Origin of the sequence: Chamaesiphon sp., assembly GCF_041738855.1 — a bacterium.
Lineage (GTDB): Bacteria > Cyanobacteriota > Cyanobacteriia > Cyanobacteriales > Chamaesiphonaceae > Chamaesiphon.
In genome coordinates this window covers 35,016-58,440 of the sequence record NZ_JBGSPA010000149.1, presented here as the reverse complement: position 1 = coordinate 58,440, position 23,425 = coordinate 35,016, and the positions used below count along the sequence as shown (strand labels likewise).

Here is a 23,425-nt window from a genome sequence, read left to right as displayed (position 1 = left end):
CGATTAGAAATCTTGCTTGTATCTCCTTTGAGCTTAACTAAAAATTATCATTGGCGATCGTCGCTAGACGACGCGCTTCGAGTGAGCGTGCTTCGAGATTCGCTCACTCGATCGTATGACTTATTCAGCAAGCCCTATTTACGATGGCGATCCTCAAGCAGATCCTGGAAATTGGATACTGGTGCGTTATGGCAGCAGCCCAACACACCTTACCTCAACTGAATTCAGCACTGCCTAAAATCTTTGTTCAAACTCTACAATCGCGCGATTTTCGCCGAAGAGATTGGTGGAGCCACGGATCAGGATTTGGTCGCTGACGCGGTAGCGGAGGCTGTAGAATGGTGATTCACTATTGGTGAGAATTTTAAAGACTGAAGCCGAGAATTTGGGCGTGATTTCGGTGCCAATTTCGGCGGCGATGCCAAACGTGGAATTAGCACTAGTTGTTGAGCCTTTGGTAATCGCTGGATAGAGTCGAAAGTCGCTCAGATTGAGGACATCGCCGATCCGATCTTGGATGCTATTGAGCAGATTGGAACTCGCGAGGCTGATGGCTCCGAGTCCGAGATCGCCACCAGAAGTGAGGCGTTCGGCGAGAGCACCGCCCAAGAGGAGGACGATTTCTGGCTGGCTGCGGGCGGGGCTACTCGTGAGTTCGAGTCGTTGGGTGAGTTGACTTGCTAGTCCCGCGATCCGCGCTTCGACTTGCACTGTTTGGACGGAACCGAAGTTGGTGGTATAAAAATCAGCAGGGCGATTGATTTCACCATTGGCATCAATGCGGGCGTTAGAGTTCTTTTGAATGAGGGGATTAGTGGCACTTTCGAGCGTTCTGGCAAAGAGGCGGAGGTTGAGTACTGGATCTGCGCCCAAGGTGGGGAAGAAGTCGGCTGTCTGGGCACCACTGGCGAGGCGAAATTGGGTGGTAAAGAGGTTGACCGATCCTTTTTGGAGCTGAACTTGACCGAAGGGGCGCGGGTTGTCGATGGTACCATCGAGATCGATTTTGCCAGTAGCCACAAAATTCAAAATCGGCGCGCGGGTGATTTGGAGGTTATCGCCCAAAGTCACCTGGAGGTTGCGGAGCTGGAGAGCATTGGCATTTGGCGGTGCGGCGGGGATGGCTGGCTGGATGCCCAGCACGGTGGTAGTTGTGGTACTAGATGTGTCTGGCAAGAAGACTTGTCCGTTACTGAGTTGGACATTGCCAGTCAAAATCGGGGTGAGGGCGGTACCGAGGAGTGTGAGTTTACCATTGACATCACCGTTATATTTGTCTTTGAGATTGATAGCGATGCCGTCCATCTGGACGCTGAGCTGTTTGCTCGGTTCGATCGAGAAGGAGTCAGCGATGGGGATAATTCCGGCGACAGTAACTTGCCCGCGATTGAATTTGCCAGTCAATTTTTGGACGTCAATCCGATCGAAATCAAAGACAATATCGCCATTAATATCGGTTAAGGGTTCGGGTAGTGCGACACTTTTGATTCTGCCGTTGGCAATGTTGGCGATCCCGCTAGCAGTTAATCTTTCCGGCTCTCCATTTGGCTGCATTTTGCCGTCGATTCTCAGGGATATTTTACCTTGTCCATCGATCCAGCGTAGTTGTTGTTGACTAAAGACATCCAGGATCTGTAAGCCCTGGTTTTGCAAGCTCAAATCGATTTTGATGTCATTGGTAGCGGGTGGCTTGAGGGCGAAGGGGAGTTGGTAGGGGATACTGCCAGTAATTTTCAGCCGATCTTCGCGATCGATGAGCGGTCGATCGGCGAAAGTGGCATCGCTGAGGAAGTTTAGGCGTCCATCCCAGTAGTTGAAGCTACCTGTGGCATTCTGAAGTTTGGTATTGTTCAGTTGTCCGTTGCTGAGGGAGATCTCACCACTGGCGCGAGGATTGGCGAGATTGCCGCTAATTTGGGCAAAGAGGTTGACACCCCCACGGACATCGACAGGGATGGTGGTGAGGCTAGTCAGGGACTCTACGGGGAAGTTACGGACGTTGACGGTGGCGTTTTGGTTAAATAACCCAAAATCGCCAGCGATGTCGATTTGGCTATCCTGAATGGTCAAATTGAGCGGTTCGAGCCGGAGTTTGCCGTTGCGCCAGTTGCCTTTGGCGAGGATTGTGTCGAGGCGATAGCGTTCGAGCTGCCAGTTGGCACCGACGATGTTGAAATCACTGGTGAGTCCGGCTTGGGGGCTACTGGCGATCGCGATGTCACCACTAAATTCGCCTTGGAGGTTCCCCGCATCTGGAATGGTCATATTGTCCTGCTGGAGAGCTGTCTCGCGATCCAACCACCGTCGCAGTTCTGAGAGTCGCCGCAGCTCGTTGTAGAGGGGTTGGGGGCGATTGGCTATTTTCTCGGTTTGGGCGTTGAGATCGGCGGCGGTGCCGTATCTCCGCCGATTGAGTGGTGTAAAGACATCTTGGGTACTAAAGATCTGGAGTAAGTTGCGGATATCTTCAATATTGCCGCTCGGGACTTGGAATTTGGCTTGGAAGGTGGGTGTACTGGCTCCAGGTGTCAGACTAGCAGCCACGATCCGGTAGGTACGGGTGCCGCGTTGCAGTTCGGTATTATTAACGGCGAGTTGTCCGTTAGCATAGCGGAAATTGGCAAGCAATCGATCGCCCTCAAAGGCACCGAAGGTCGGTTTGGTGATTTCCAGCTCTCTAGCCGTCACCTGATAGTCAGTCAGATTGACATCGAGATTACCCTTGGCAATTCCATCAAATCGATATGCTTGAATCCCCGCACCTTTGGGAATCCACGGTTGTAATAAACTTAGCGGTAATCTCTGGAGATCGATCGCCAGTAGTTTACCATCGACATTCCCGGTGGCGGCGATCTGTTGCTGTTGGATCTCAAAACTTTGGGGTTGTAAATTGCGATCGAGGGATAGTGCCAAGCGATCGCTCGTACCAGCAAAATTAATATCTACACCTTGTCCGGGATTGGCTTGAATATTACCACTCAAATTGCGATCGAATTTTATCGCTCCGACTTGGAGATCGGTTAATTTTGTTTGCCCTAATACTTGGAGACTGGCGAGGTTATTATTAAGTAGATCGCCGCCAATCTGCCAGTCAGCACTTAATTGTCCGGTTAATCGATTTTGGCTCTTAGCCGCTATCCCGATCGGTTGAGGAGCAGATTTTACTAGTTCACCGATGTTTAGTCTGTCTACAATCACCTGACTTTGCCACTTACCATTATTGACGGCTAGATCGTTGACTCGGATATTGCCACCGAGGATACTTCTAATCTGTCCGTTACCTCTAGCTGAGATCTTGCCTAATTCTGGGTAGTTAAAATTTCCTGCTGCTCGAAAGTTTCCAGATAGTAGTCCGGCTTGAATTGGTAATGGTAAATTTTGATTTACTAAGCCTAACTTAAACCCTCTAAAAGCCAGATCGCTTTCCCATTGTCCGGTAGTAAGTTTGATATTATTCGCAGTAATTTTGCCACCATTTGTTAAAGCTATAATACTATTACCATTAGCGCGAATTGCTGTTGGTGTTAGCCGAGCGATATTTCCGGCAACATTAAAATTGCCTGTAATTTTACCTGCTTGTAATTGGGGTGATAATTGGGTATTAATACTGCCGATTTTAAAATTGGCGATCGCGAGATTACTCGAAAAATTTCCATCTTCTAATTTTAGATCTGTGGCGCGTACTTTACCATCAGCTAGGCTCAGCTCACCAGTACCCACAACTGAGATATATTCAGGCTTGAGCGATTGAATATTTCCGGCAATCTGGACATTACTATCAATCCTTGCTTTTCGAAACTTTAGCGGTACTTGAGGAGCCAAACCACCAAGCACTAATGATGTCGCTTGGAGGTTTCCCTGAAATTTACCGCGATCGATCTGTAAATTATTACCGACAACTTTACCCTGAGCTAAATCGATCGTACCACTGCCCATGCCACGAATTGACGCGGGTGTAAACTGCTGGAGATTACCTGTAAGATTGAATTTACCAGTGAGTCGTCCGCGAATTTGCGAACTAAATTCTGCTAATTGGAAATTTCTGGTAGTAAAAAGACCTTGCCAGTTACCATTACTAATATTGAGATTATTCGATTGAATCTTGCCAGCTTTGAGCTGAACGCTCCCCTGTCCTCGTGCGACGATATTATCGGGAGTAATTTGCTTGAGACTATTGCCACCAACCTGAAAATTCCCACTAGCGATACCTGCTGGAATCTGAAGATCGCTTCCGGCGATCGCGGACGGTGCTAATCCAGATTGTGGTAGATTAGCATCGAGCGGTTTACTAATAATCAGTCGTTGTAGATCGAGAGCGTTACTACCAACATTAGCTTGCCATTTACCACGATCGATCCTCAGTTGACTAGCGGTAACTTGTCCAGCAGCCAACTGTAAATTTAGCGTACCAATCGCCTGAATGCGATCGATTTCTAGGTCATTATTCAAACCCTGCGCTTGAATATTTCCCCTCAATTTGCCACCATAGTTAGCAGCTAAATTTATCCCCCCAATTTTGGCTAATTGCTGAGTATCAAGATTCTGTGGTTGCAGATTGAGTTGCCAATTAGTTTTGGTAATTTCTCCAGTTGCGGCGATCTTGCCGCCAGCCACTGCGACATTGGCACCACGCACGAGCACTTTGCCTTGCGGGGTAATCTGAAGATCGGCACTGGCTGGATAACTAGCCAGGGGTGCATTTACTCGCAGATTGGTGTAGATATCCGCGCCTGTACCCCCAATCGTCCCGCGTACCGATGTCTCCCCGATCTTGACTGGTGATGGCAATCGCGCACCGTAGAGCTGGCTGAGCAGATCTCCAGGGAGCCGTCCCTGCACATCAAAGCGCACCTGCGGAGTTTTTAAAAGCTGGATCTCCCCTTGAGTCGTGACTTTGCCACCTAGTTTCGGTTGTGCGATCGCATCTACTTCGATCCGACGATCGGCTAATCTAAAGTTACCACTGATGCGATCGATTTGAACGCGATCGACTTGACCGATCTGACTATTATTAAACTTCCCTGCTAGCACCGGACGGTCTAATTTGCCTGTCAATTGCAACTGTGCGACTACGGCACCAGCTACAGGCAAAGGTGATTTGATATCGATACTTTTGAGAACATCCGGTAGCGATACCGAGCCAGTTTTAGCATTAATATTAAAGCCCGTATTGTAATTGAGATTACCATTTATCAATCCAGCTACGCGATCGTACTTACCTGTGACATTCTTGAGGTTGACATCGCGCTCTGATATTTGGATAAAGCCATTAATCTCATCCAAACTGCGCGGCACATTATCGACCACAATTTTGCCATTACGTACTAATAAATTACTATTAATTCGCAGGTATTTTTGAGGCTGAACTGCAATCTGTGCCTCACCATCGACAGTCCCATTGATGACTGCAACTTGAGGTATTTTGACAATTTGAGTCGCTGCTGCTGCATCTAGTTGTTGCCCCTTGACTGATAGCTGCGTCTCACCACTGGCGATCGTACTATTACCATCGATCTGTACCTGTCCGCTCTGATTAAACCGAGCATCACCGCGATAACTGACTCGATCTTGACTGTCATTAACATCAGCTTGAAGATTGAGTTTACTAATAGTAATCGGTCGAGGACTTTTACTATAAGGAACGATCGTTACCTGTGCCTCATCAAGCTGGATTTTACCAATTTCAATTTTTAGCGGTGGCGGTGTCTTCTTATCTTGCTGGGGAATATTCACCCAATCTCCCAGCGCATTTTGAGCAACACTCAACCGAGGATTAACCAGCCGAATATCTAATTTCAAGGTGCGATCGAGTAATAATTTAAATGGGTTGAAATTGATAACAACCTGCGGCACCTCCACCTGAGTCAAATCATTACCATTAACCGGAATTTTAGTATTACCCAGCCGCACTTCATTGAGCCAAATATCTTCAATCTTCCCCAGATCGATCGGACGTTTGAGACTCTTGGTGAGTTCTTGAGCGACTAATGGTGCGAGATGACGTTTTGCCCACCATTGTCCAAAACCAATCCCAATTATCAATAACAAGAACAAACCCAACCCGATCGCACTGCCAGTTTTTAAAAACAACTTGAGCCAGCGACGGGAACTATCTGGTGGATTGATTGTCAATTGAGATTGGGTGGATTCGTGATTAGGCTTAGCTTTCACTCTTGGCTCGACCTCTATGTCAAAATAGCGATGGGACTGACGAGCGTCAGATCGTCAAAAAATACCTATTCGAGCATCCTTCAAGCTAGCACGCAGTCAAATTTGCCGAAGGTGCGGATCGATACAATATCTGTACCGCCCATAGGGATATGGTGCCCGACGTTGACAGTCAATTAGCTACGGTTTGCGATGCGTACCCTAACTAATCATCATTTTCCCGATCGCACGCTCCGATCGGCAGACAATCATTAGTGTACATGGAACGATACCAAGGTACTTAAACAGTTGATAGTTGACAGTTGACAGTTGACATAGAGCTGGTTCCATCTCAAACTGTGTAGTTATCTGCATCACTAGCGCATATCTCTGTTGAATGCTGTGGCGATGGAGATGTTCCATTCGTTACCGATCGATCGACATTATCCCACAGCCACCAGACCATCTACCGCCGAATCATCCTCGCTGTGAGGCTAAATCCCCACCCTAAAAACTTCGCTCTCTCGATCGCGCTAAACCCTCGGCAGAGCCGAGGAGCGCGAATCGCTGTCAACTGTTAATTGTGTCCCTGTCGAGCCACTATTACCGAACATTAGCGATCGCAATTTTCGATATTGCAGTTAGTAAAATCTACTCAGCCTCAGCGGGAATTGGCGATCGCGAATTAGTGCCGATCGGACGATCGACTTTCATCCGCGCTGAGGGTAATATTCTTGACTAGTTATCAAAACGAGACTTCATTTAGCACTCCACTACTCTAGATTCGATCGCACTAGGAACCTAAAACATTCGATTTATTTACTTTTCGTGAGAATCAAATGGAGTAGATAAATGATGAAATTATCACGAGAACGTTCGTATTCGCTGAAGACATAAATTTTGCAAGCTTGATGTCTTCATGGCTGTAAGTAACATTGCTCATTACACACCTTAGCACAGGTAGCATATATTATGCCATTAAATTCGTATCGCGCAACACTAATTTAGCTAATTCAATCATCCGATGTAAAGATTTTACGAATATTTCAGTCATATAGCTTAATTAATGTAGTAGTTTTCCATATTTGTCAGCTCGATCGCCCAAATAGCTGGATAGCCATTGTCAAATTTTTGAATGAGTCGTATGCTGAAGCTAATGAAGTTTTGCTCGACTATCGATCGACTACATCAACAATAGTCATCAAAAATTGATGAATTTGTAGCTCGAAATCTACTGCCAAAGTTTTCACAACGATCGGCTTCAACACAATGATATTGCGAACGTTTTATCATTGTGTTAATTCAAATCAAAAGACAGATTTTGATGCTTGACATGTCATGAAGTATGTCAAGTAATAGATATTGGTGTTCACTTATAAAAAATACATCAATTCGAGCGATCGAGCGATGGTTTCAAATTGAAACTTAGCAACCATGATGCTAAAGCAGTTTACTGACGAGCCAGATTCGAGCGAAAACTTGCTACGAATTGGACATTAATCACTGTCAAAAAAGAAGCTCAAAATTATGAATTTATCATCTAAAATTACACTAGCTCTCGCGGCTGGTGCTATTTTCTCCCCCTAGCGGCTCAGGCTTTACCTGCGACCACTGGTACTACTGCAGCTGCGGTATCGATCGAGTTTGATGGTAGCTCTGCTAGCGGCGGTCTGTCGATCGTCCCTGGTGGCAATGCAACTGGAAATGGATCGAGTGGAGTCCGCGAACTCTCCGCCGCCGTAGCAACTGGTGAAACGGAAAGCACAGCCAGTTCAGCTACCATCACCTCTGGTTCCAATGCAGGTACGACTGCCAGTGCCCGAGGCTTTAGCCAACCAGTAGTCTTCACATATCTGAATACCAGCGATGTGAGCAAAAAGTACGATACTTCCGATCGTGTTGATTTCAACACCCGTCAGGAGAACAAATCAGATACATTGGCTACTACCACCAAAAACGCTAACTACGACAATTACAGTAGCGTTACAGCCAGTGATGTCAAAACGGGTAATACTACCGCCAGTGATGTCAAAACGGCTGCTAATAGTGCTAGCGATCGCAAAACTGGTGATACTAGTGCCAGCGATGTCAAAACGGCTGCTAATAATGCTAGCGATCGCAAAACTGGTAATGCCGACGCCAGCGATGTCAAGTCTGGCAGCACTTACGCCAACGATATCAAATCCACTACCAATAACGTCACAGACAACAAAGCTGCCACCGATGGCAGTAGCAATGGTAGCAGCATTGGGGCTGGCAGCACTAGCTTGGCAGCAAGCAATGTAAATGCAGGTACTACTAGCAACGGTACTACTGGTACTGGGAGCAGTGGTGGCACGACTAAAACAACAGAAAGTCAATTCAACAGCAACAACGACACCGCCAGCAATGTCAACAGTGGCAATGCTAACGCCAGTGATGTTCGCAACAGCAATGCTACCCTCAGTAACGTAAATAGCAGTAACGAGACTAGTAGTAACGTTCGCAATAGCAATGTTACCGCCAGTAACGTAAATAGCAGTAACGAGACTAGCAGTAACGTTCGCAATAGCAATGTTACCTCTAGTGACATTAGCAGTGCCAATGTGAATACTAGCAAAGGCGGCAACAATGACAATACTCGCAACAGCGATGTCAATAGCCAAAGTGGTGCCACAACTAATAACACCCTCAAGACTACCAACGCGTTGGATACCAATCAAACCAAAGTAAAGTACACTTATACTGGTTCTGCGGCGGGTTTATCCTTTATTCCATTGAACAATAAATAGGCTCGATCTTCGCTCCTCATCAAAAATTTATCCATCTCTGGTTGATTTCGACGCAGATAACGCTGACGGAACGAACAGGGATGGATATTTTTTCTGAACTCAGTAGCTAGATCTCTGAAAACAGAGAATTAATTGTTGGAGCAATGTTGCTTGTGATGTATTTGCAATTACTCGCCAATTTTAAGACTAAATTTACATTAACCTACTGTGGCATGGCGATCGCTAGTTGGTGTCTTGCGCTGGGTGGTGATGCCATCGCTCAAACACCACCAATAGATGCAGCCGCTGACGGGTTTGATGATATTGCCTCAGAACTATTAGTGAATGCTACCAGTAGGGATCTAGTTGATAAAAATCGTAATCATAATCCACTAGGAGATCGGCAAGTTGCTCAAGTAACTGCTCCTCTACCCGTGAATTTGCCCATTATCATCACTCCCAATCTCTTGCCAGGACTGCTACCACCCAGCAATCCGCTCCTCGTGCCGATTAATTCCGTGCTGACACCGGAGCTGATTTTTGCACCAAACAATACCCCCGCAGTGCCCTCATCAAATGCACCCCTTGCACCCAATCCAGCCGCGACTAGAGATCCACGCTTTATTATTGCACCCCAAGTTTTAGCTCCCAAAGTAGTAGATCCATTTTCCACCCAATTTGTGCTGAATGGGAATAAGGTTTCACACGTTACCACCACCGTAGTCACATCAGGATTTGAATCGGGTAATTTTCGCAATACCGATTTGATCTTTGATGTCTAATTCGATCGCTAAATTATATTGATGGCGATCGCAATCAATTGGCAACTGCCTTGACTAGTGCGATCGGTCAAATCTTACCAGAATTTCAGCCCAGTATCGCTCCTGGCAAACCAGGTGCGCGAATTGTCGTCAATCCCAACTTGTACCGAGCGGCAAATGCCCTGCGGATTCCCGATGGTAGCCTGACTACATATCAAGCAGGTACTGGCTATGCTGCCAGTTTTGGCACCGATCCTCAAGTTCAGCCTGGAGCCAGTCACCAAGCGATTTGGGTAGGGATGTCCCCAGTCGTCGAGCGCGAATTTTCGCGAGAATATCGCTACATCACGCTCCGAGATCCGCGCATCGTCGCGAGTGGTGGTGGAGAAGGCGGAAATGTTCCCATCGATGTCAATCTCAATAACTTCGGCTTTAATTCTAGCGGCTTGCAAAATGCCTATGGGCAAGGATACGTCACGGTATTCAATCGGGATGTCTCTAGGGTGGATACTGATACCATCCGTCAGCGCACGGATTATTATCCGCACATCAGTTTTACAGGTACGAATTTAACTGACAATACCCTCTGGCGATATTACACTGGGGCGATCGTCAATGCGGGATTTGAACCCAAGACTACATCACATATTAAAGCTTATGTGGGTACTGATTATGCGATCGTCAATCCGCGCGGCTTGAGTTTTGGGATCGGTGGGATCGGTTATCTCAATTCCGATCCTGAGTATGCTAGTCAACTTTCCGCTAATGCCAGTCAATCGATCGCTCTCGGCTCCAATCCGCGCCATAATCTCGTATTTGGATTCAATGCCAATTATATTATCGATGGCTTAATTACGCTCCAATCTCTCCCGATCCGCTCCACTCAAAGCTTTGTCAATGCTGGAGTAGCTGTGAACTTTGGCGATATCTCCATGGGTGGTACCCAATTTTTTGGTAACTTGTTACCAGAATCTGTCGAAAATAAAACGATCTTTAATATTAACTGGAAAGTAACCGACAGGTTGAAAGTAGGCGGATTTGTCAGTGCCTTCGATCGCAATATTTCTACCAATCCATTTGGTGCAAGTTTAAGTTATGATTTAGATCCCAACTCCAACTCGGCGATATATTTAGGCTGGAATGCAGCAGAGATTGATTTTCGGCGTACCCTTGGCTCCACCGCCAATCTTTACAAAGATAATACCTTTAGTGTTTCGCTACGTTACGGATTTTAATCAAAAGCCTAAAGCCTAAATGTTACCTGGCGATCTCCTAATCTATCGATATAATGGCGAATCGATCGTCCCCAAACGCATCGACATCGACGCGCATCATATTCAGATGGCGATCGAGATTATCGACTGCTTTACATCTGTTGTAGGCGGCACTCAGGGACAACTCGATGAGATGCTCTTGCACCTAGAAGGCGATAGCCCCGACTTTCGCGTCAAGCGGGGATTTGCCCATCTACTCAAGAGCCAAACATTCAGTAACTTTGAGATTGTCAGTCCGCTTTCACCTTCAGATTTACGCGAACGTGTTTATGCACTTTCCGCTATTTCTAGCCCCAGTGTCGAGCATAGTAAAGCCACATTAGCGACACTTGCCAGCAATCTCTCCCAAGAATTGAACGCCGAAATAATTCCCGCCCAGATTACCCAAGGATTATACGCCGATTTACCAGACAATCGGATTTTAACCGAGTTTACCGCACCCGATCCAGTGGCATTAATTCATCGCTACAATCTCTCCCAAGTGCAGGGTGTATTTTACCGAGCCAGCGAACTAACTATCAATGCCCATCGGAATGTCCCTGGGCAATATAAGCTATTATTTCGATATCTGAAATTGTTTCAATTGATGACATATATCGAAGGTGATGCCGATACTGGTTTTACCATTAAAGTCGATGGTCCAACTAGTTTATTTAAAGCTAGCACCCGCTACGGACTCGCGATCGCCAAATTAATTCCCGCAATTCTCCATGTCACAAAATGGAGCCTGAGTGCAACCCTCCAAACCAAAGATTTTTATACCGGAAATATCAAAATCGGACGCTATAGCCTCACCGACAAATGTGGCTTAGAAACCCACTATCCACCAGGAAAATCTTATGATAGTATGCTCGAAGCGAGTTTTGCCGATCGCTGGGACAAACTCAAAACCGACTGGGTACTGGAGCGAGAAGTAAATTTGCTCCCAATTCCTGGGAGTGTGATGATTCCCGATTTCCGATTGGTGCATCCCGATGGACGCGACTATATCCTAGAAATCGTCGGTTATTGGCGACCGGAATATTTACAGAAAAAATTCGCTCAAGTTCATAAGTCTGGCTGTAAGAATCTGATCTTAGCCATCTCAGAACGGTTGAATTTAGATAAGGCTGGATTAAATGCTAACGATCTTCCCTGTGAGGTGATTTGGTTTAAGGATAAACTTTTACCTAAATCAGTGTTGGAAGTAATCGATGCTAAACAGTTGATAGTTGATAATTGATAGTTGTGTAACACATGCGGAAGATAAATTACACATGTGTTGCACCGAGCAGACCCCTGATTTTAGTTAAAAGAATCAACATCGACTTTTAATGTATTTTTTAATCGATCGAATCAACAATTAGTCCGCTTTTTGAATGCTCCTGGGGGTGTGCCTATTTAAAAATCAAAATGTTCATTGGAGAACATTTTCTTGGAGACCAGCTCAAAAAATATCTGTAGAGATTGCGCTATTTTAGCTCACAACTGATGATGCTGCGATTGAATGATTCATTAACGAAAATTTTGAACATCGTGCGTTGTGGACGACCGCATCGATCCACCAAATAATAGGTACACCCAGCACAACCAAAAGGCAGCTATTGAATTAACCGAACCGGATTGAAAGTCGATCGATTAACCATTCAACCGCACCCGCCACATCTGTAACTATTTCCCCATCAGGCACCATCGGACGCCGTACCATAATCACAGGCAAACCCAACTCTCGGGCTGCAATAATCTTGGCATAAGTCGCATCACCACCGCTATTTTTACTAACGATCGCTTGAATCTGATACTCTCTGAGTAATTCGCGTTCTCCCTCTAGATGAAATGGCCCGCGATCGAGTAATAACTTACCTGGAGGTAATGAGATCCTCGGATCGGGAGGATCGATCGATCGCATCAAACACCATTTATCTGTCAGAGTTGCAAACGGCGCGAGTTGCTGCCTGCCGATCGTTATAAAGATCCGCTGTGCGCTAGCCGGAATCACCTGTACAGCCGCCTCAACACTCTCGACTTCAATCCACTTGTCTTCAGGCGAACGCGTCCACCCAGGGCGAAGCAGCATCAATCTAGGTATTCCCACTGTAGTTGCCGCAGTTGCCGCAGTTCGCGACATTTGAGCCGCAAAAGGATGAGTCGCATCAATCAGCAGATCGATCTGCTCAGTTTGCAAATATTTTACTAAACCAGCTTCACCACCAAACCCACCACTGCGAACATCGCCGACGAGACTTTTTGGTGCGCTAGTTCTCCCCGCGAGACTGGTAATAGCCACCAATCCAGGGAGATCGATCGCTAGATTCGCCAATCTTACCGCATCTCCAGTCCCACCCAAAATCAAGAGTCGCTTCATCACACCTAGCAAGTTCCGAGTAGTTCAATAATAATAAGTAGACTAGTACCCACCACCGAGAACATCTTTATGTCATCCACAGTTTACGACTTTTCCGCCACCAGTATCGAAGGTCAACCGATCGAGCTGAGTACCTATCGCGATAAAGTTTTGCTCGTCGTCAATACCGCTAGCGCGTGTGGTTTCACGCCTCAATACAAAGGTTTGCAAGAGTTGTACGATAAATATGCCAGCAAAGGCTTTGCGGTATTGGGTTTTCCCTGCAACCAATTCGGACAACAGGAACCAGGTAGTGCGGCAACTATTCAATCTTTTTGTGAAACCAGATTTGGGGTGTCTTTTCCCCTATTCGAGAAAGTCGATGTCAATGGTGCCAATGCTCATCCACTGTTTAAGTATTTAGAGAAATCCGCACCAGGAATTTTGGGAACGGAGGCGATTAAATGGAACTTTACCAAGTTCTTAGTCGATGGTAGTGGTAATGTTGTCAAACGCTACGGCTCGAATACCGATCCGAAAGATATCGCTAAAGATATCGAAGGACTTTTGAAATAATAACTCGCGATCGATCCGGATATTTTATCTCGATCGAACGTCAGCTATCAATTGATGTGTAGGGTGTGTTATCGCGTAGCGTAACGCACCAGATCGGAAATGATTGATAAAAATATCTAGAGCAAATGATTATGAATTCGATCGTGGTAATTCATTCTTACAAGTACGATGAGATGTGGGTATTCGATGATGAAAAAGTCGGACTCATCCAAGAGCCGTTTGTATCGGGAGCGGATGATATTATCGAACGCATGGTAACTCAGATTCCTGATGCCGAGTCGGGATTTAGCTTGATATTTTTTGGATCTCCTTTTCCTGGCTATCAGCTCAAATTTGATTGGCGACGAGCAGAACTGAGCGGAAATTGGTATTACAGTGCAGATTTAGATCGGGAAGGATGGCTGTGTCCGGCACTGTTCAGATATTTCGATGTCGCTCCCAAAGAGTTTTATGCTCAGTTTAAAGCAAAAACAAAATTGTAAGGTAGTGTAGAATGCAAAATATTCATACCCTAATCGATCGCAATTTCGCTCATCCAGATTATGGGCGGTTGCTCCAGCATCGCGATCGCATCAACCCCAACATTTTACACTACTCAGTCCAACTTAACGATTGGGAATCTCTAGCATGGGAACCTATTCACAGTGGTAAAGAAAAAGATACTGGTAGATTAGAAATTTGGCAAATTGATTGGCATCACTTTCAAGTTGACCAAACACAATCGCACGATCGGGATCGTGTTAATCGATCGTTGCACGTTTCGGCGCGAGATTTTCATGAAAAATGGCAATATGAATTATACCGTTTTAATTGCGAACATTGGGCGCGACTTGTCTCAACCGGAGATTGTCGATGCTACCAGATTGCTGAGTTTAAAAAGTTAGAACGTATTCCTGTCTTAGGTATTTTCATTGTCGGTATTGCTGGAACGGTAACAGGTGTATGGGAACATAATGGATATGCTCAAGAAGTAATCGAACGAGCTGATGTAGGGATTTGCTCGTAGTTCGTACAACTTGGTAATAGTGACGGTAAACCAGACACAGCATCCGATGTAGATCGAGAGATAATAGATACATCTATAAAATCTCATCACACTTGCTTATGAAACCCTTATTACAAGGTCAGGGATTGCCCCCATTTCCAGAGATTACGCCAGAGCAAGTCGTTCCCGCGATGACCGAATTACTGACTGAGGCGAACGCAGCATTAACCCAGCTTGAAGCTAATATTATCCCTACTTGGGCGGGATTGGTCGAACCACTCGATCGACTGACCGAACGCATCGGCTGGAGTTGGAGCATCGTCGGGCACCTGATGGGTGTCAAAAATAGTCCCGAACTCCGTGCCGCCTACGAAGAAATGCAGCCCCAGCTCGTCCAATTCTGGACGCGATTGGGACAGAGTGCCGCTCTCTATCAGGGCTACAAGGCGATCGCAGCCAGTCCCGAATTTGCTAACTTCGACGCAGCCCAAAAACGGATTATCGAGGCTGCCATCCGCGATATGGAGCTATCTGGAGTTGGTTTGACGGGAGAGCCAAAGCAGCGATTTAATGAGATTCAATTGGCACTTGCCGAACTTTCTAATAAGTTCTCTAATAATGTCCTCGATGCGACTAAAGCTTATAGTCTCACTCTGACTAAGCCCGAAGAAATCGCTGGACTACCACAGAGTTTACTCGCTCAAGCCGCGCAATCAGCCAGAGCCGCCGGAAATGAAGCCGCCACGCCCACCGATGGCCCGTGGACGATTACTCTAGATGCGCCTAGTTACGGCCCCTTTATGCAGCACAGTCAACGCCGCGACTTGCGGGAACAGGTCTATAAAGCGGTGGTCAGTCGGGCATCAGTGGGGGACTATAATAACTTAGAGAATATCGATCGCATCCTCGAATTGCGCCGCGAAAAGTCCAACATCCTCGGCTTCGACAACTTCGCCGAACTCAGCCTCGCCAGTAAAATGGCACCCAACGTCGCCGCCGTCGAAAATCTACTCGAATCCCTCCGTAGTGCTAGCTTTGAAGCAGCCAAACAGGATCTCGAAGATCTCCGCGCTTTTGCCATATCTCAAGATGCAGCCGAAGCCAACGATCTCAAACATTGGGATCTCGCCTACTGGTCGGAACGCTTGCGGGAAGCCAAATTCGACTTTAACGCGGAAGAATTGCGCCCTTATTTCCCCTTAGAGCAGGTACTATCGGGCTTATTTAACCTCGCGCACCAACTATTTGACATCAATATCACCGCCGCCGACGGACAAGCACCGATCTGGAATCCTGACGTGCGGTATTTCAAAGTTGCCAACGAGCAGAACCAACCGATTGCTTACTTCTATCTCGACGCATACAGCCGTCCGTCTGAAAAACGGGGCGGCGCATGGATGGCAGATTGCATCAGTCGCTCCAGATTGACCGACCAAGATGGGTCTAAAGTCCGGTTACCCGTTGCATATCTAACTTGCAATCAAACGCCACCAGTAGATGGGAAACCCAGTCTGATGACCTTCGGCGAAGTCGAAACCCTGTTCCACGAATTCGGACATGGCTTACAGCACATGCTTACCACCGTCGATTTTGTCGGCGCATCGGGGATTAGTAACGTCGAATGGGATGCGGTCGAGCTACCTAGCCAATTTATGGAAAACTGGTGTTACCATCGCCCCACCCTACTGAGTTTGGGCAAACACTACGAAACTGGCGAACCTTTACCCGAACACTATTATCAAAAACTCCTCGCCGCGCGGACATTTATGAGCGGGAGTGGGATGCTGCGTCAGATTCACTTTAGCTGGTTGGATATCGCACTCCACAGCAGCTACAAACCAGGTGGTACGGAAACAATTGCCGACGTTCGCAATCGCCTCGCCAAAATCAGCATGGTGATTCCGCCCATACCTGAAGACAATTTCCTCTGCTCCTTTGGACATATATTTGCTGGCGGTTATGCGGCTGGCTATTATAGCTACAAGTGGGCAGAAGTATTGAGTGCTGATGCGTTCGCGGCGTTTGAAGATGCTGGGTTGGATGATGCGGAGGCGATCGGGACGACCGGACGACGGTTCCGCGATACAGTATTATCGCTGGGCGGTAGTCAGCACCCGATGGAGGTGTTTACGGCGTTCCGGGGACGTGAGCCAGATCCAGCGGCTCTGTTGCGTCACAATGGGTTAGTTGCTGCGAAGTAATCTAGGATAATTTGGCAGGACTTGCCATGGTGGGCAAATGAGCTAATACTTCGATATTGAATTGTTAGTAGAGGTTTGCCCACCCTACAAAACTTAAAGTATTTAATTCTAGATTTTGGCGACGTTCTAATTTAGATATTGCGGGTTGCTGTACCTCCAGATTCGTAGGTTGGGTTGAGCTTTAGTTCAACCCAACTAGCATACCAATACCCTAGAGATGTTGGGTTTCATTCTTCAACCCAACCTACGATCGAAGATTTGGCTCGATCGATCGATAATTTGCTCAGGAACCCGACTTCTGCGATCGAGCGGGTTCCTGCTGGTGCTAGCAGTATGCTCTAAGCCGCCCAAGAACTATCGCCCAAATTGTCCCTAAAAGATGCTTGCACTTGCGCGGTAGGAACGATCGACCAACCTGAATAGAGCAGCTTTTGACTAGTTGCCCAGCCTTTGGAGCCGCCAGGAATTGGATAATCAGGAACGCACAAATGGGGAAAAGCGGTATGTGGTTTCCAAGGGTGATAAGGTTCCAATCTGAGATGTAGGGTTAACTTTCCTTTAGACACAAATGAGGGAATCCAACAAAGTTGTCCAGCCATTTTAGTATCCTCGTATATTTACCTAGCAATTTTTTCGACGATCGATCGCGGTTGAGTAGTTTCTGAAAATCTTGAATCGATTGCTCTAATTGAAAAAATCTTACGCTCACTTTGCCAAAAATAAGCTTGATAAAAAGTAACGATCGCTACCAGACTTGATTAACTCAATTCACATGATGTCCAATAATCATTGAAAGTCACCAACAGTTCGGTGAAAATATTAAAATTCACAGTTTTCTGAATATAGCCTGCAACATTAAAACCGTATGCTCCGATCAGATCGCGTTCTTGCTTGGAAGCGGCAACTACCACAACTGGAATGTGGGCGATCGTTGGATCGGCACGCAATTGTTGCAAGAATTCTAACCCCGTCATCTGCGGCAGATTGAGATCTAGTAAAATAATTCGCCGCTCGGCTGGGATAACTGGGGATTGTCCTGGCTCTCCTCGGAGCATTGCCAAAGCTGCGATCCCATCATTGGCAATATACAGGGGATTGGTAATGTGACCGCTTCTAAAAGCTTGTTGCACATTCATCACATCTGCTTCATCATCTTCAACTAGTAAAATATTTAGCATCAAGTTCTTCATCATGAGGGTCGAGCGGTAAACTAATTTTTGGGAACAACTGATTGTTTACGCCAGGTAAATTTGAAGGCAGCACCCTCACCAGCGGCTGATTCTAAATAAATCATCCCCCCTTCGGCAGCAATAATTTTTTTGACGATCGCCAATCCAGCACCAACGTTTTCTTGAAGATCGCGGGCTTTGAGGGTTTGAAAAATCGTGTAAATCCGACTTTGGTATTGAGGTTCGATCCCATCGCCATCATCAGCAACGGTGAATTCATAATCCTCACCTAGATCGATCGCCGAGATCGTCACTTTGCCCATTTGGGTAGGATGATGGCGAATAGCATTATCAATCAGGTGTGAAAATACCTGCTTGAGAGGCTGTTTGCGAGCACTAAAGATCGGCAGTGGCGCAGCAACATCGATCGTCAAAGTGGCTGGCGGTGCGAGCTGCTCGACGATATCGGCAACGAGACGATTGACGTTAACCTGGCTAATCGGAGTCTGGGCGCGTCCCGCTCGCGAGTATTCCAGCAAGCTGTTGAGCAATGCCTGCATCCGATAAACGCGACCGCGCAACAAGTGTAGCTGCAATCGAGTTTCATTAGGGCTATTGGGATCGAGATCTTCTTCAATCCATTCTGACAGACTGGCGATCGCCCGCAATGGAGCTTTGAGATCGTGAGCGGTAATATAAGCGAACTGGTCTAATTCACAGTTGCTCTGAAGTAGAGAGCGATTGGTAGAGTTGAGATCGTCGTTGAGATCGCTCAGTTGAGTAGTACTGGCATAGAGTTTGGCGGCTGCTTGTTGCCGCTCGGTGACATCGCGAATAATAACGATCCGCTCACCCAGGCTCGTCCCGCCGTCATCATCTACCCACTCCATCCGCGCGATCGAAAATTCGATCGGGAACCAGTCCCCATTTTGGCGTTGTCCCATCGCCTGTTCCAGTTTGCCAGTCGGTAATACTTGTTGCAGGATCTCGGCTGGGTGCAAGAATAAATGTTGATTGACTTCGGCTGCGGGCGTCAATAGCTGTTGCCAATTGCAGCCAATGATTTCGTCCGCTACATAACCAAACATTTTCGCCGCAGCCTCATTGAAGGTTTCAATTCTGCCCTGAGCATCGACAATCGCCACCCCATCGATAATATTCGCCACGATCGCTTCAATTAGACTGCGGCTCTCATTGAGTCGGAGCTGACGGGCGCGGAGTTCTGCCGCCAATTGTCGGAGTGTTTGGATGGTGAAGATCGTCCCCAAGATCCCGATCTCAGTGCCTGCCCACACGATCGTGGCAGCGATCTGCTGTTCGTCTTGAAGCGATCGCGTGCGTGTTGCCAGCAGTCGCCGTTCTTCGGCTTCAAATTGAGCGATTGTCTCCTGAAATCGCGTGATGTCTTGTTTGCCTGCTAGCAAACTATTGAGACGCACTTGCGGACGATCGACTACCGCTGTCACGGTAATACTCCGTTGTAAGGTGTTCATCCGCTGGCGCACAATTTGAGTCAACAACTTGAGCCGCTGTGCTTGAGTGGGTCGCTCGCGGACGAGCCGTTCGAGACTGGCGAGAGTAGGTTCTAGATTTGTTAAAGCTAGCTGATAGGGCTGGAGTAACACTTTTTGGTTGCCGACCCAATAACCGATCGCACTAGTTTCGGCATTTAACAGGTCGATCGAGATCCGCTGGCTTTTGCCCAAAACTTCGCTGGTACGCATGATATAGCGTTGTGCTGCGCTCGTTCTGTAGTAGCAAATATTGTGCGCCATCACTGTCGCTACCAAGCAAGCTAATGGAATACAAATGGCGATCGTGCCCCGTTGGGCGATCGGCATTTGGTTCCAATAAGTTTGAATATTTACCCAATAGTTCTTGATTAAATTCACTAACAGACTAATTCCAATCTTGTGACAGATTGTGAGTAGATAGTTGGGGTACTCATCTAGTGTTACTCCTCTGTTCAGTTTAGACATCTATCGATCGGGCTAAAGTTGGGTAAATTCGCCGCTCCTATCGATCGAATGTGGAGGAGTATCGACCAATTACTACATCGCTGATGACCGTCAATCATCGCCCAAAACATTGAGCATCTCAGACGTATAAATCTGATGAATGTTCCATGAACCAATCGCTTTGCCGTAATTATTGCAGCTCGAATTCAAATCGATCGTCATCACCAGCCTTGAGATCGTTAGTTTGCACTTTAGTTAAAATATTGATAATTAGATTAAAAGTTTCTTGCCCCAAGCGATCGCGAGATCTGCCCGAGTCGCGCCAAACTAATTTGACTGGACGCTCCACATCTACAGTTAACCGATCCCAAAGGGCATCGAGATTGTGTCCATAATATGCGCCAAAGTCTAGTATTTCGGCAATCTGGCGATGGAAGTCACTCTCGGTGTGGATTTTTTGCCCATTAAGTTCTACTTTCATTAATTAGGGCGACGCATCGCTTTCAACTTTCAAATTTTTAAAATCAACTATCATCGTAGACAGCGTAAAATAGATCCGATCTTTACCAATTTTCTCCAACAGTGCAGATCGCTGTAGCTGAGCGTAGAGATCTTGTTTCACTCTTGCCATTGCCAAAGTAATTTGTCTGGCAGCTAATTCATCATACAACTCTTCCAAAATATCCATGGCAGTGATATCAACTTCTACAATCGCCTCAGTATTTAGGACAAACCATTCTACCGGAGCGATTTCTGACTCGATGGCTCTCAACGCCCGAGATTTAAAATCCTCTGCATTCGCAAAACACAACGGGGCATCATAACGATAAATTACTAGTCCCGGAATTGTCGTTGCACCTTCCCAATCATCAATATCATGAAATCCTGGCAGATTTGGCACCATGCCCTGTACGGCATCATGAGGACGTGCCAATCGAGATAGCAATTCAACTACTGATAAACCGACGGCAATCGCTACACCTACGGAAATATCAGTGGTCAAAACACCAACTGTCGTAATCATCGCCAAGCAAAATTCACTGCGGCGAAATCGATATAGTCTGACAAATTCAGAAATTTCAATCAATCTAAAAGCCGCAAAAATCACCAGCGCGCCCAAAGCCGCCTTTGGAAATAGTGCCAAAACTGGGCGCAACCAGATTAGTACCGCCATTACCACGCCCATTGCCACCAATGAATATAGCTGAGTTTTGCTCCCCGATGTATCGGCAATTGCCGTGCGAGAGCCACTACTACTCACTGGAAACCCTTGCACCAATCCCGCCCCCACATTCGCCAACCCCAGTGCGAGTAATTCTTGGTTGGCATCGATCTTTTGCTGATGACGCGCCGCAAAAGATCGAGCCGTCAGCACATTATCTGAATAACCGACAATCGCAATCCCCAGTGCGGAGGCTAGCAGGTCTGGGAGTTGGGCTGAAAGATGAGGAATGACTACTTGGGGTAAGCCCGCCTCAATTGCACCGACAATGGCTAATCCCTGGCGATCGAGATCGAAAATTGCCACTGCCACCGTGCTGATTAATACTGCTAGCAGTGGTGCGGGTGCTTTGGGGAAAAATTTGCCGATCGCGACCAGGAACCCGAACGTTAAACCAGCTAAGATGAGAGTCGGCAGATGCAGGCGATTCCCCTCTGAAGATGCACCAAAGATCTGCTGGACAAATTGACTCACCTGGGTCAATACAGTGTTGCCTTGAATGGAAATCCCACTAATCTTGCCTAGTTGTCCGGCAATCATGACGATCGCCACACCTGCCATGTAGCCGACCAGAATTGGCTTTGAGAGTAAATTTGCGAGAAACCCCACTCTGGCAACATAACCAACCAAACAGATTGCCCCTACTAGCATCGCTAGAGTAGCTGTCAGCACTCCATAATTACTCCCATCTGCCAGCAGCAATGGTGCGATCGCCGCCGCCGTCATCACTGCTGTAGTTGATTCTGGGCCAACTGAAAGTTGACGTGATGAGCCAACCAGCGCATAAACGCACATCGCAGGCAAAATCGTCCACAGCCCCACGACAGGTGAAACGCCTACTATTTCCCCATATGCCATACATTGAGGAATCAGGTAAGCAGCAACGGTGATACCTGCGAGCAGATCGCCTCCCCACCACGATCGATCGTAGCCCCACAGTTGGCGCAAACCAGGCAATCCGAGCAAAAATTTCTCGCGCATGTTCGTTGCTAATCCATTTCCACGCAATATCTAGCCATCCTGAATAAGCAGCTCTGTGAGTGTAGGATGTGTCAGGCGATCGCTATAACGGACTAGTATTCGATCCTAGGGATCTGATTTAGGATCGCCATAGCGTAGGCAAAGCCCGATCGCTCTAAAATAAAAGGATCGTTGAGGACATATATTCATAGATGGTCTCCTGGTCTCTAGGTGGTGAAACTTTGCCAAGTCTATAGATTTACATCACCAACATCGGCTTGCATAGAAATTAAATATATCATATGAAATTATCTCAAATCCTCTCTCAACTATTAGTTGAATATGCCGATCGACCTTTGCCGCTATCTGTGCTACTCAACCAAGTGGGAAGTAGTGGATTTGGCACGATCTCAGGGATATTAACCATGCCAATGCTGATCCCGCTCCCGATCCCTTTAGCGGGATTTTCAACATTAGTCGGCAGCGGCATTATTATGGCTGGCTGTCAACTAGCTCTCGGTTACGAAAAACCCTATTTGCCTCAGCGAATTGCGCGGATCGAACTATCACCTGCGGCTTCCCAAAAAATTCTCAAAAATATTAATCGACTCCTGCAACCGCTAGAACGGATGTCTAGGCATCGATTTTCGCGGTTTAGTAATAGTTGGTGGGGGTCTCGCATTACTGGAGTTTGTTTGGCTTGGGATGCGCTACTGATGTCGCTACCGTTACCAATTCCACTTACCAATCTGATCCCCGCTTATACTATTTTGTTTCTAGCGATCGGATTGTTAGAATTTGATGGCTTATTTATTCTGATCGGCTATGGGATGACGATGGTGACAACTATTTTTTTTGCCAGTATTGCGGGGACAATTTGGCAATTAGCAAGTCATTGGTTGCAGGTGTTGATAAAGAGTTAGATCGCATCAGATCCTCAGATTTACACGCGATCGCTCCAATCTAAATACTCAGACAGTCGCGATCGCAGCATTTCGATAAGCTCTGGATTCATGTATAGCTGCTGCGGTGGGACTCCGCCACTGGTTGCGGCTACAGACAAATAATAACTGTTCGCGATACATAAAAACTAAATATC

The 23,425-nt window shown here is 46.8% G+C and carries 19 protein-coding genes; 11 read left to right on the top strand and 8 right to left on the bottom strand.

The features are described 5' to 3' along the window. Positions 1-115 precede the first annotated feature (115 nt). Complete coding sequence (locus ACEW9I_RS15620) at positions 116-238, top strand: hypothetical protein (protein WP_373541253.1); 123 nt, start codon at positions 116-118, stop codon at positions 236-238. On the opposite strand, the gene ACEW9I_RS15615 is transcribed toward ACEW9I_RS15620, so the two are convergent. Continuing rightward, complete coding sequence (locus ACEW9I_RS15615) at positions 235-6,171, bottom strand: translocation/assembly module TamB domain-containing protein (protein WP_373541252.1); 5,937 nt, start codon at positions 6,169-6,171, stop codon at positions 235-237. The two genes, ACEW9I_RS15620 and ACEW9I_RS15615, sit on opposite strands and share 4 nt — an antisense overlap. Before the next feature lie 559 nt (positions 6,172-6,730). On the opposite strand from ACEW9I_RS15615, the gene ACEW9I_RS15610 reads away from it, so the two are divergent. Next, entirely contained in the window at positions 6,731-6,889 is a 159-nt protein-coding gene (locus ACEW9I_RS15610; RefSeq protein WP_373541251.1) for a hypothetical protein, read from the top strand. An 849-nt stretch (positions 6,890-7,738) separates the two neighbouring features. Here the strand turns inward: ACEW9I_RS15610 and ACEW9I_RS15605 are convergent. Beyond that, positions 7,739-7,996: a hypothetical protein gene (locus ACEW9I_RS15605; RefSeq protein ID WP_373541250.1), complete on the bottom strand. Its 258-nt coding sequence runs from the start codon at positions 7,994-7,996 to the stop codon at positions 7,739-7,741. A gap of 19 nt (positions 7,997-8,015) precedes the next feature. Between ACEW9I_RS15605 and ACEW9I_RS15600 the strand changes: the two genes are divergently transcribed. The 4 genes from ACEW9I_RS15600 to ACEW9I_RS15585 all read left to right on the top strand — a co-directional run bounded on the left by ACEW9I_RS15600 (position 8,016) and on the right by ACEW9I_RS15585 (position 12,154). Beyond that, positions 8,016-8,918, top strand: coding sequence for a hypothetical protein (locus ACEW9I_RS15600; RefSeq protein ID WP_373541249.1), 903 nt, complete (start codon positions 8,016-8,018; stop codon positions 8,916-8,918). Positions 8,919-9,070: 152 nt separating this feature from the next. Next, a complete protein-coding gene (locus ACEW9I_RS15595; RefSeq protein ID WP_373541248.1) occupies positions 9,071-9,679 on the top strand; it encodes a hypothetical protein in 609 nt (202 codons plus the stop codon). Positions 9,680-9,717: 38 nt separating this feature from the next. After that, positions 9,718-10,893, top strand: coding sequence for a hypothetical protein (locus ACEW9I_RS15590; protein ID WP_373541247.1), 1,176 nt, complete (start codon positions 9,718-9,720; stop codon positions 10,891-10,893). A gap of 19 nt (positions 10,894-10,912) precedes the next feature. After that, positions 10,913-12,154, top strand: a complete 1,242-nt coding sequence (locus tag ACEW9I_RS15585) for a DUF790 family protein (protein WP_373541246.1) — start codon at positions 10,913-10,915, stop codon at positions 12,152-12,154. A gap of 366 nt (positions 12,155-12,520) precedes the next feature. On the opposite strand, the gene ACEW9I_RS15580 is transcribed toward ACEW9I_RS15585, so the two are convergent. Beyond that, on the bottom strand, positions 12,521-13,276 hold the full coding sequence (locus ACEW9I_RS15580) for a cobalt-precorrin-6A reductase (RefSeq protein WP_373541245.1): 756 nt from the start codon (positions 13,274-13,276) through the stop codon (positions 12,521-12,523). Between the two features lie 69 nt (positions 13,277-13,345). Here ACEW9I_RS15580 and ACEW9I_RS15575 point away from each other — a divergent pair, with 69 nt between their 5' ends. The 4 genes from ACEW9I_RS15575 (at position 13,346) to ACEW9I_RS15560 (ending at position 17,017) form a co-directional block, all read left to right on the top strand. Continuing rightward, a complete protein-coding gene (locus ACEW9I_RS15575; protein WP_373541244.1) occupies positions 13,346-13,831 on the top strand; it encodes a glutathione peroxidase in 486 nt (161 codons plus the stop codon). 131 nt (positions 13,832-13,962) lie between these two features. Next, positions 13,963-14,313: a DUF6717 family protein gene (locus ACEW9I_RS15570; protein WP_373541243.1), complete on the top strand. Its 351-nt coding sequence runs from the start codon at positions 13,963-13,965 to the stop codon at positions 14,311-14,313. Between the two features lie 11 nt (positions 14,314-14,324). Then, the gene (locus ACEW9I_RS15565; protein WP_373541242.1) at positions 14,325-14,837 is read left to right on the top strand and encodes a hypothetical protein; all 513 of its coding nucleotides are present in this window, start codon (positions 14,325-14,327) and stop codon (positions 14,835-14,837) included. 98 nt (positions 14,838-14,935) lie between these two features. Further along, positions 14,936-17,017 (top strand): M3 family metallopeptidase, encoded by a 2,082-nt coding sequence (locus ACEW9I_RS15560; RefSeq protein WP_373541241.1) that lies wholly within the window; start codon positions 14,936-14,938, stop codon positions 17,015-17,017. Between the two features lie 338 nt (positions 17,018-17,355). On the opposite strand, the gene ACEW9I_RS15555 is transcribed toward ACEW9I_RS15560, so the two are convergent. The 5 genes from ACEW9I_RS15555 to ACEW9I_RS15535 all read right to left on the bottom strand — a co-directional run bounded on the left by ACEW9I_RS15555 (position 17,356) and on the right by ACEW9I_RS15535 (position 22,347). Continuing rightward, entirely contained in the window at positions 17,356-17,616 is a 261-nt protein-coding gene (locus tag ACEW9I_RS15555) for a hypothetical protein (protein ID WP_373541240.1), read from the bottom strand. A gap of 159 nt (positions 17,617-17,775) precedes the next feature. Then, a complete protein-coding gene (locus ACEW9I_RS15550; RefSeq protein ID WP_373541255.1) occupies positions 17,776-18,207 on the bottom strand; it encodes a response regulator in 432 nt (143 codons plus the stop codon). A 20-nt stretch (positions 18,208-18,227) separates the two neighbouring features. Further along, the gene (locus ACEW9I_RS15545; RefSeq protein WP_373541239.1) at positions 18,228-20,165 is read right to left on the bottom strand and encodes an ATP-binding protein; all 1,938 of its coding nucleotides are present in this window, start codon (positions 20,163-20,165) and stop codon (positions 18,228-18,230) included. Positions 20,166-20,334: 169 nt separating this feature from the next. Then, on the bottom strand, positions 20,335-20,625 hold the full coding sequence (locus tag ACEW9I_RS15540; RefSeq protein WP_373541238.1) for a barstar family protein: 291 nt from the start codon (positions 20,623-20,625) through the stop codon (positions 20,335-20,337). Between the two features lie 3 nt (positions 20,626-20,628). Further along, positions 20,629-22,347 (bottom strand): SulP family inorganic anion transporter, encoded by a 1,719-nt coding sequence (locus tag ACEW9I_RS15535; RefSeq protein WP_373541237.1) that lies wholly within the window; start codon positions 22,345-22,347, stop codon positions 20,629-20,631. 281 nt (positions 22,348-22,628) lie between these two features. On the opposite strand from ACEW9I_RS15535, the gene ACEW9I_RS15530 reads away from it, so the two are divergent. After that, positions 22,629-23,249: an exopolysaccharide biosynthesis protein gene (locus ACEW9I_RS15530; RefSeq protein ID WP_373541236.1), complete on the top strand. Its 621-nt coding sequence runs from the start codon at positions 22,629-22,631 to the stop codon at positions 23,247-23,249. The last annotated feature ends 176 nt before the right edge of the window (positions 23,250-23,425 follow it).

Excerpts from the sequence above, each read along its gene's own strand:
- ACEW9I_RS15570 (WP_373541243.1), top strand. The coding sequence starts at position 13,963 with ATGAATTCGATCGTGGTAATTCATTCTTACAAGTACGATGAGATGTGG.
- ACEW9I_RS15620 (WP_373541253.1), top strand. The coding sequence starts at position 116 with ATGACTTATTCAGCAAGCCCTATTTACGATGGCGATCCTCAAGCAGAT.
- ACEW9I_RS15550 (WP_373541255.1), bottom strand. The coding sequence starts at position 18,207 with ATGAAGAACTTGATGCTAAATATTTTACTAGTTGAAGATGATGAAGCA.
- ACEW9I_RS15530 (WP_373541236.1), top strand. The coding sequence starts at position 22,629 with ATGAAATTATCTCAAATCCTCTCTCAACTATTAGTTGAATATGCCGAT.
- ACEW9I_RS15560 (WP_373541241.1), top strand. The coding sequence starts at position 14,936 with ATGAAACCCTTATTACAAGGTCAGGGATTGCCCCCATTTCCAGAGATT.
- ACEW9I_RS15575 (WP_373541244.1), top strand. The coding sequence starts at position 13,346 with ATGTCATCCACAGTTTACGACTTTTCCGCCACCAGTATCGAAGGTCAA.
- ACEW9I_RS15565 (WP_373541242.1), top strand. The coding sequence starts at position 14,325 with ATGCAAAATATTCATACCCTAATCGATCGCAATTTCGCTCATCCAGAT.
- ACEW9I_RS15555 (WP_373541240.1), bottom strand. The coding sequence starts at position 17,616 with ATGGCTGGACAACTTTGTTGGATTCCCTCATTTGTGTCTAAAGGAAAG.
- ACEW9I_RS15580 (WP_373541245.1), bottom strand. The coding sequence starts at position 13,276 with ATGAAGCGACTCTTGATTTTGGGTGGGACTGGAGATGCGGTAAGATTG.
- ACEW9I_RS15535 (WP_373541237.1), bottom strand. The coding sequence starts at position 22,347 with ATGCGCGAGAAATTTTTGCTCGGATTGCCTGGTTTGCGCCAACTGTGG.
- ACEW9I_RS15585 (WP_373541246.1), top strand. The coding sequence starts at position 10,913 with ATGTTACCTGGCGATCTCCTAATCTATCGATATAATGGCGAATCGATC.
- ACEW9I_RS15545 (WP_373541239.1), bottom strand. The coding sequence starts at position 20,165 with ATGTCTAAACTGAACAGAGGAGTAACACTAGATGAGTACCCCAACTAT.
- ACEW9I_RS15540 (WP_373541238.1), bottom strand. The coding sequence starts at position 20,625 with ATGAAAGTAGAACTTAATGGGCAAAAAATCCACACCGAGAGTGACTTC.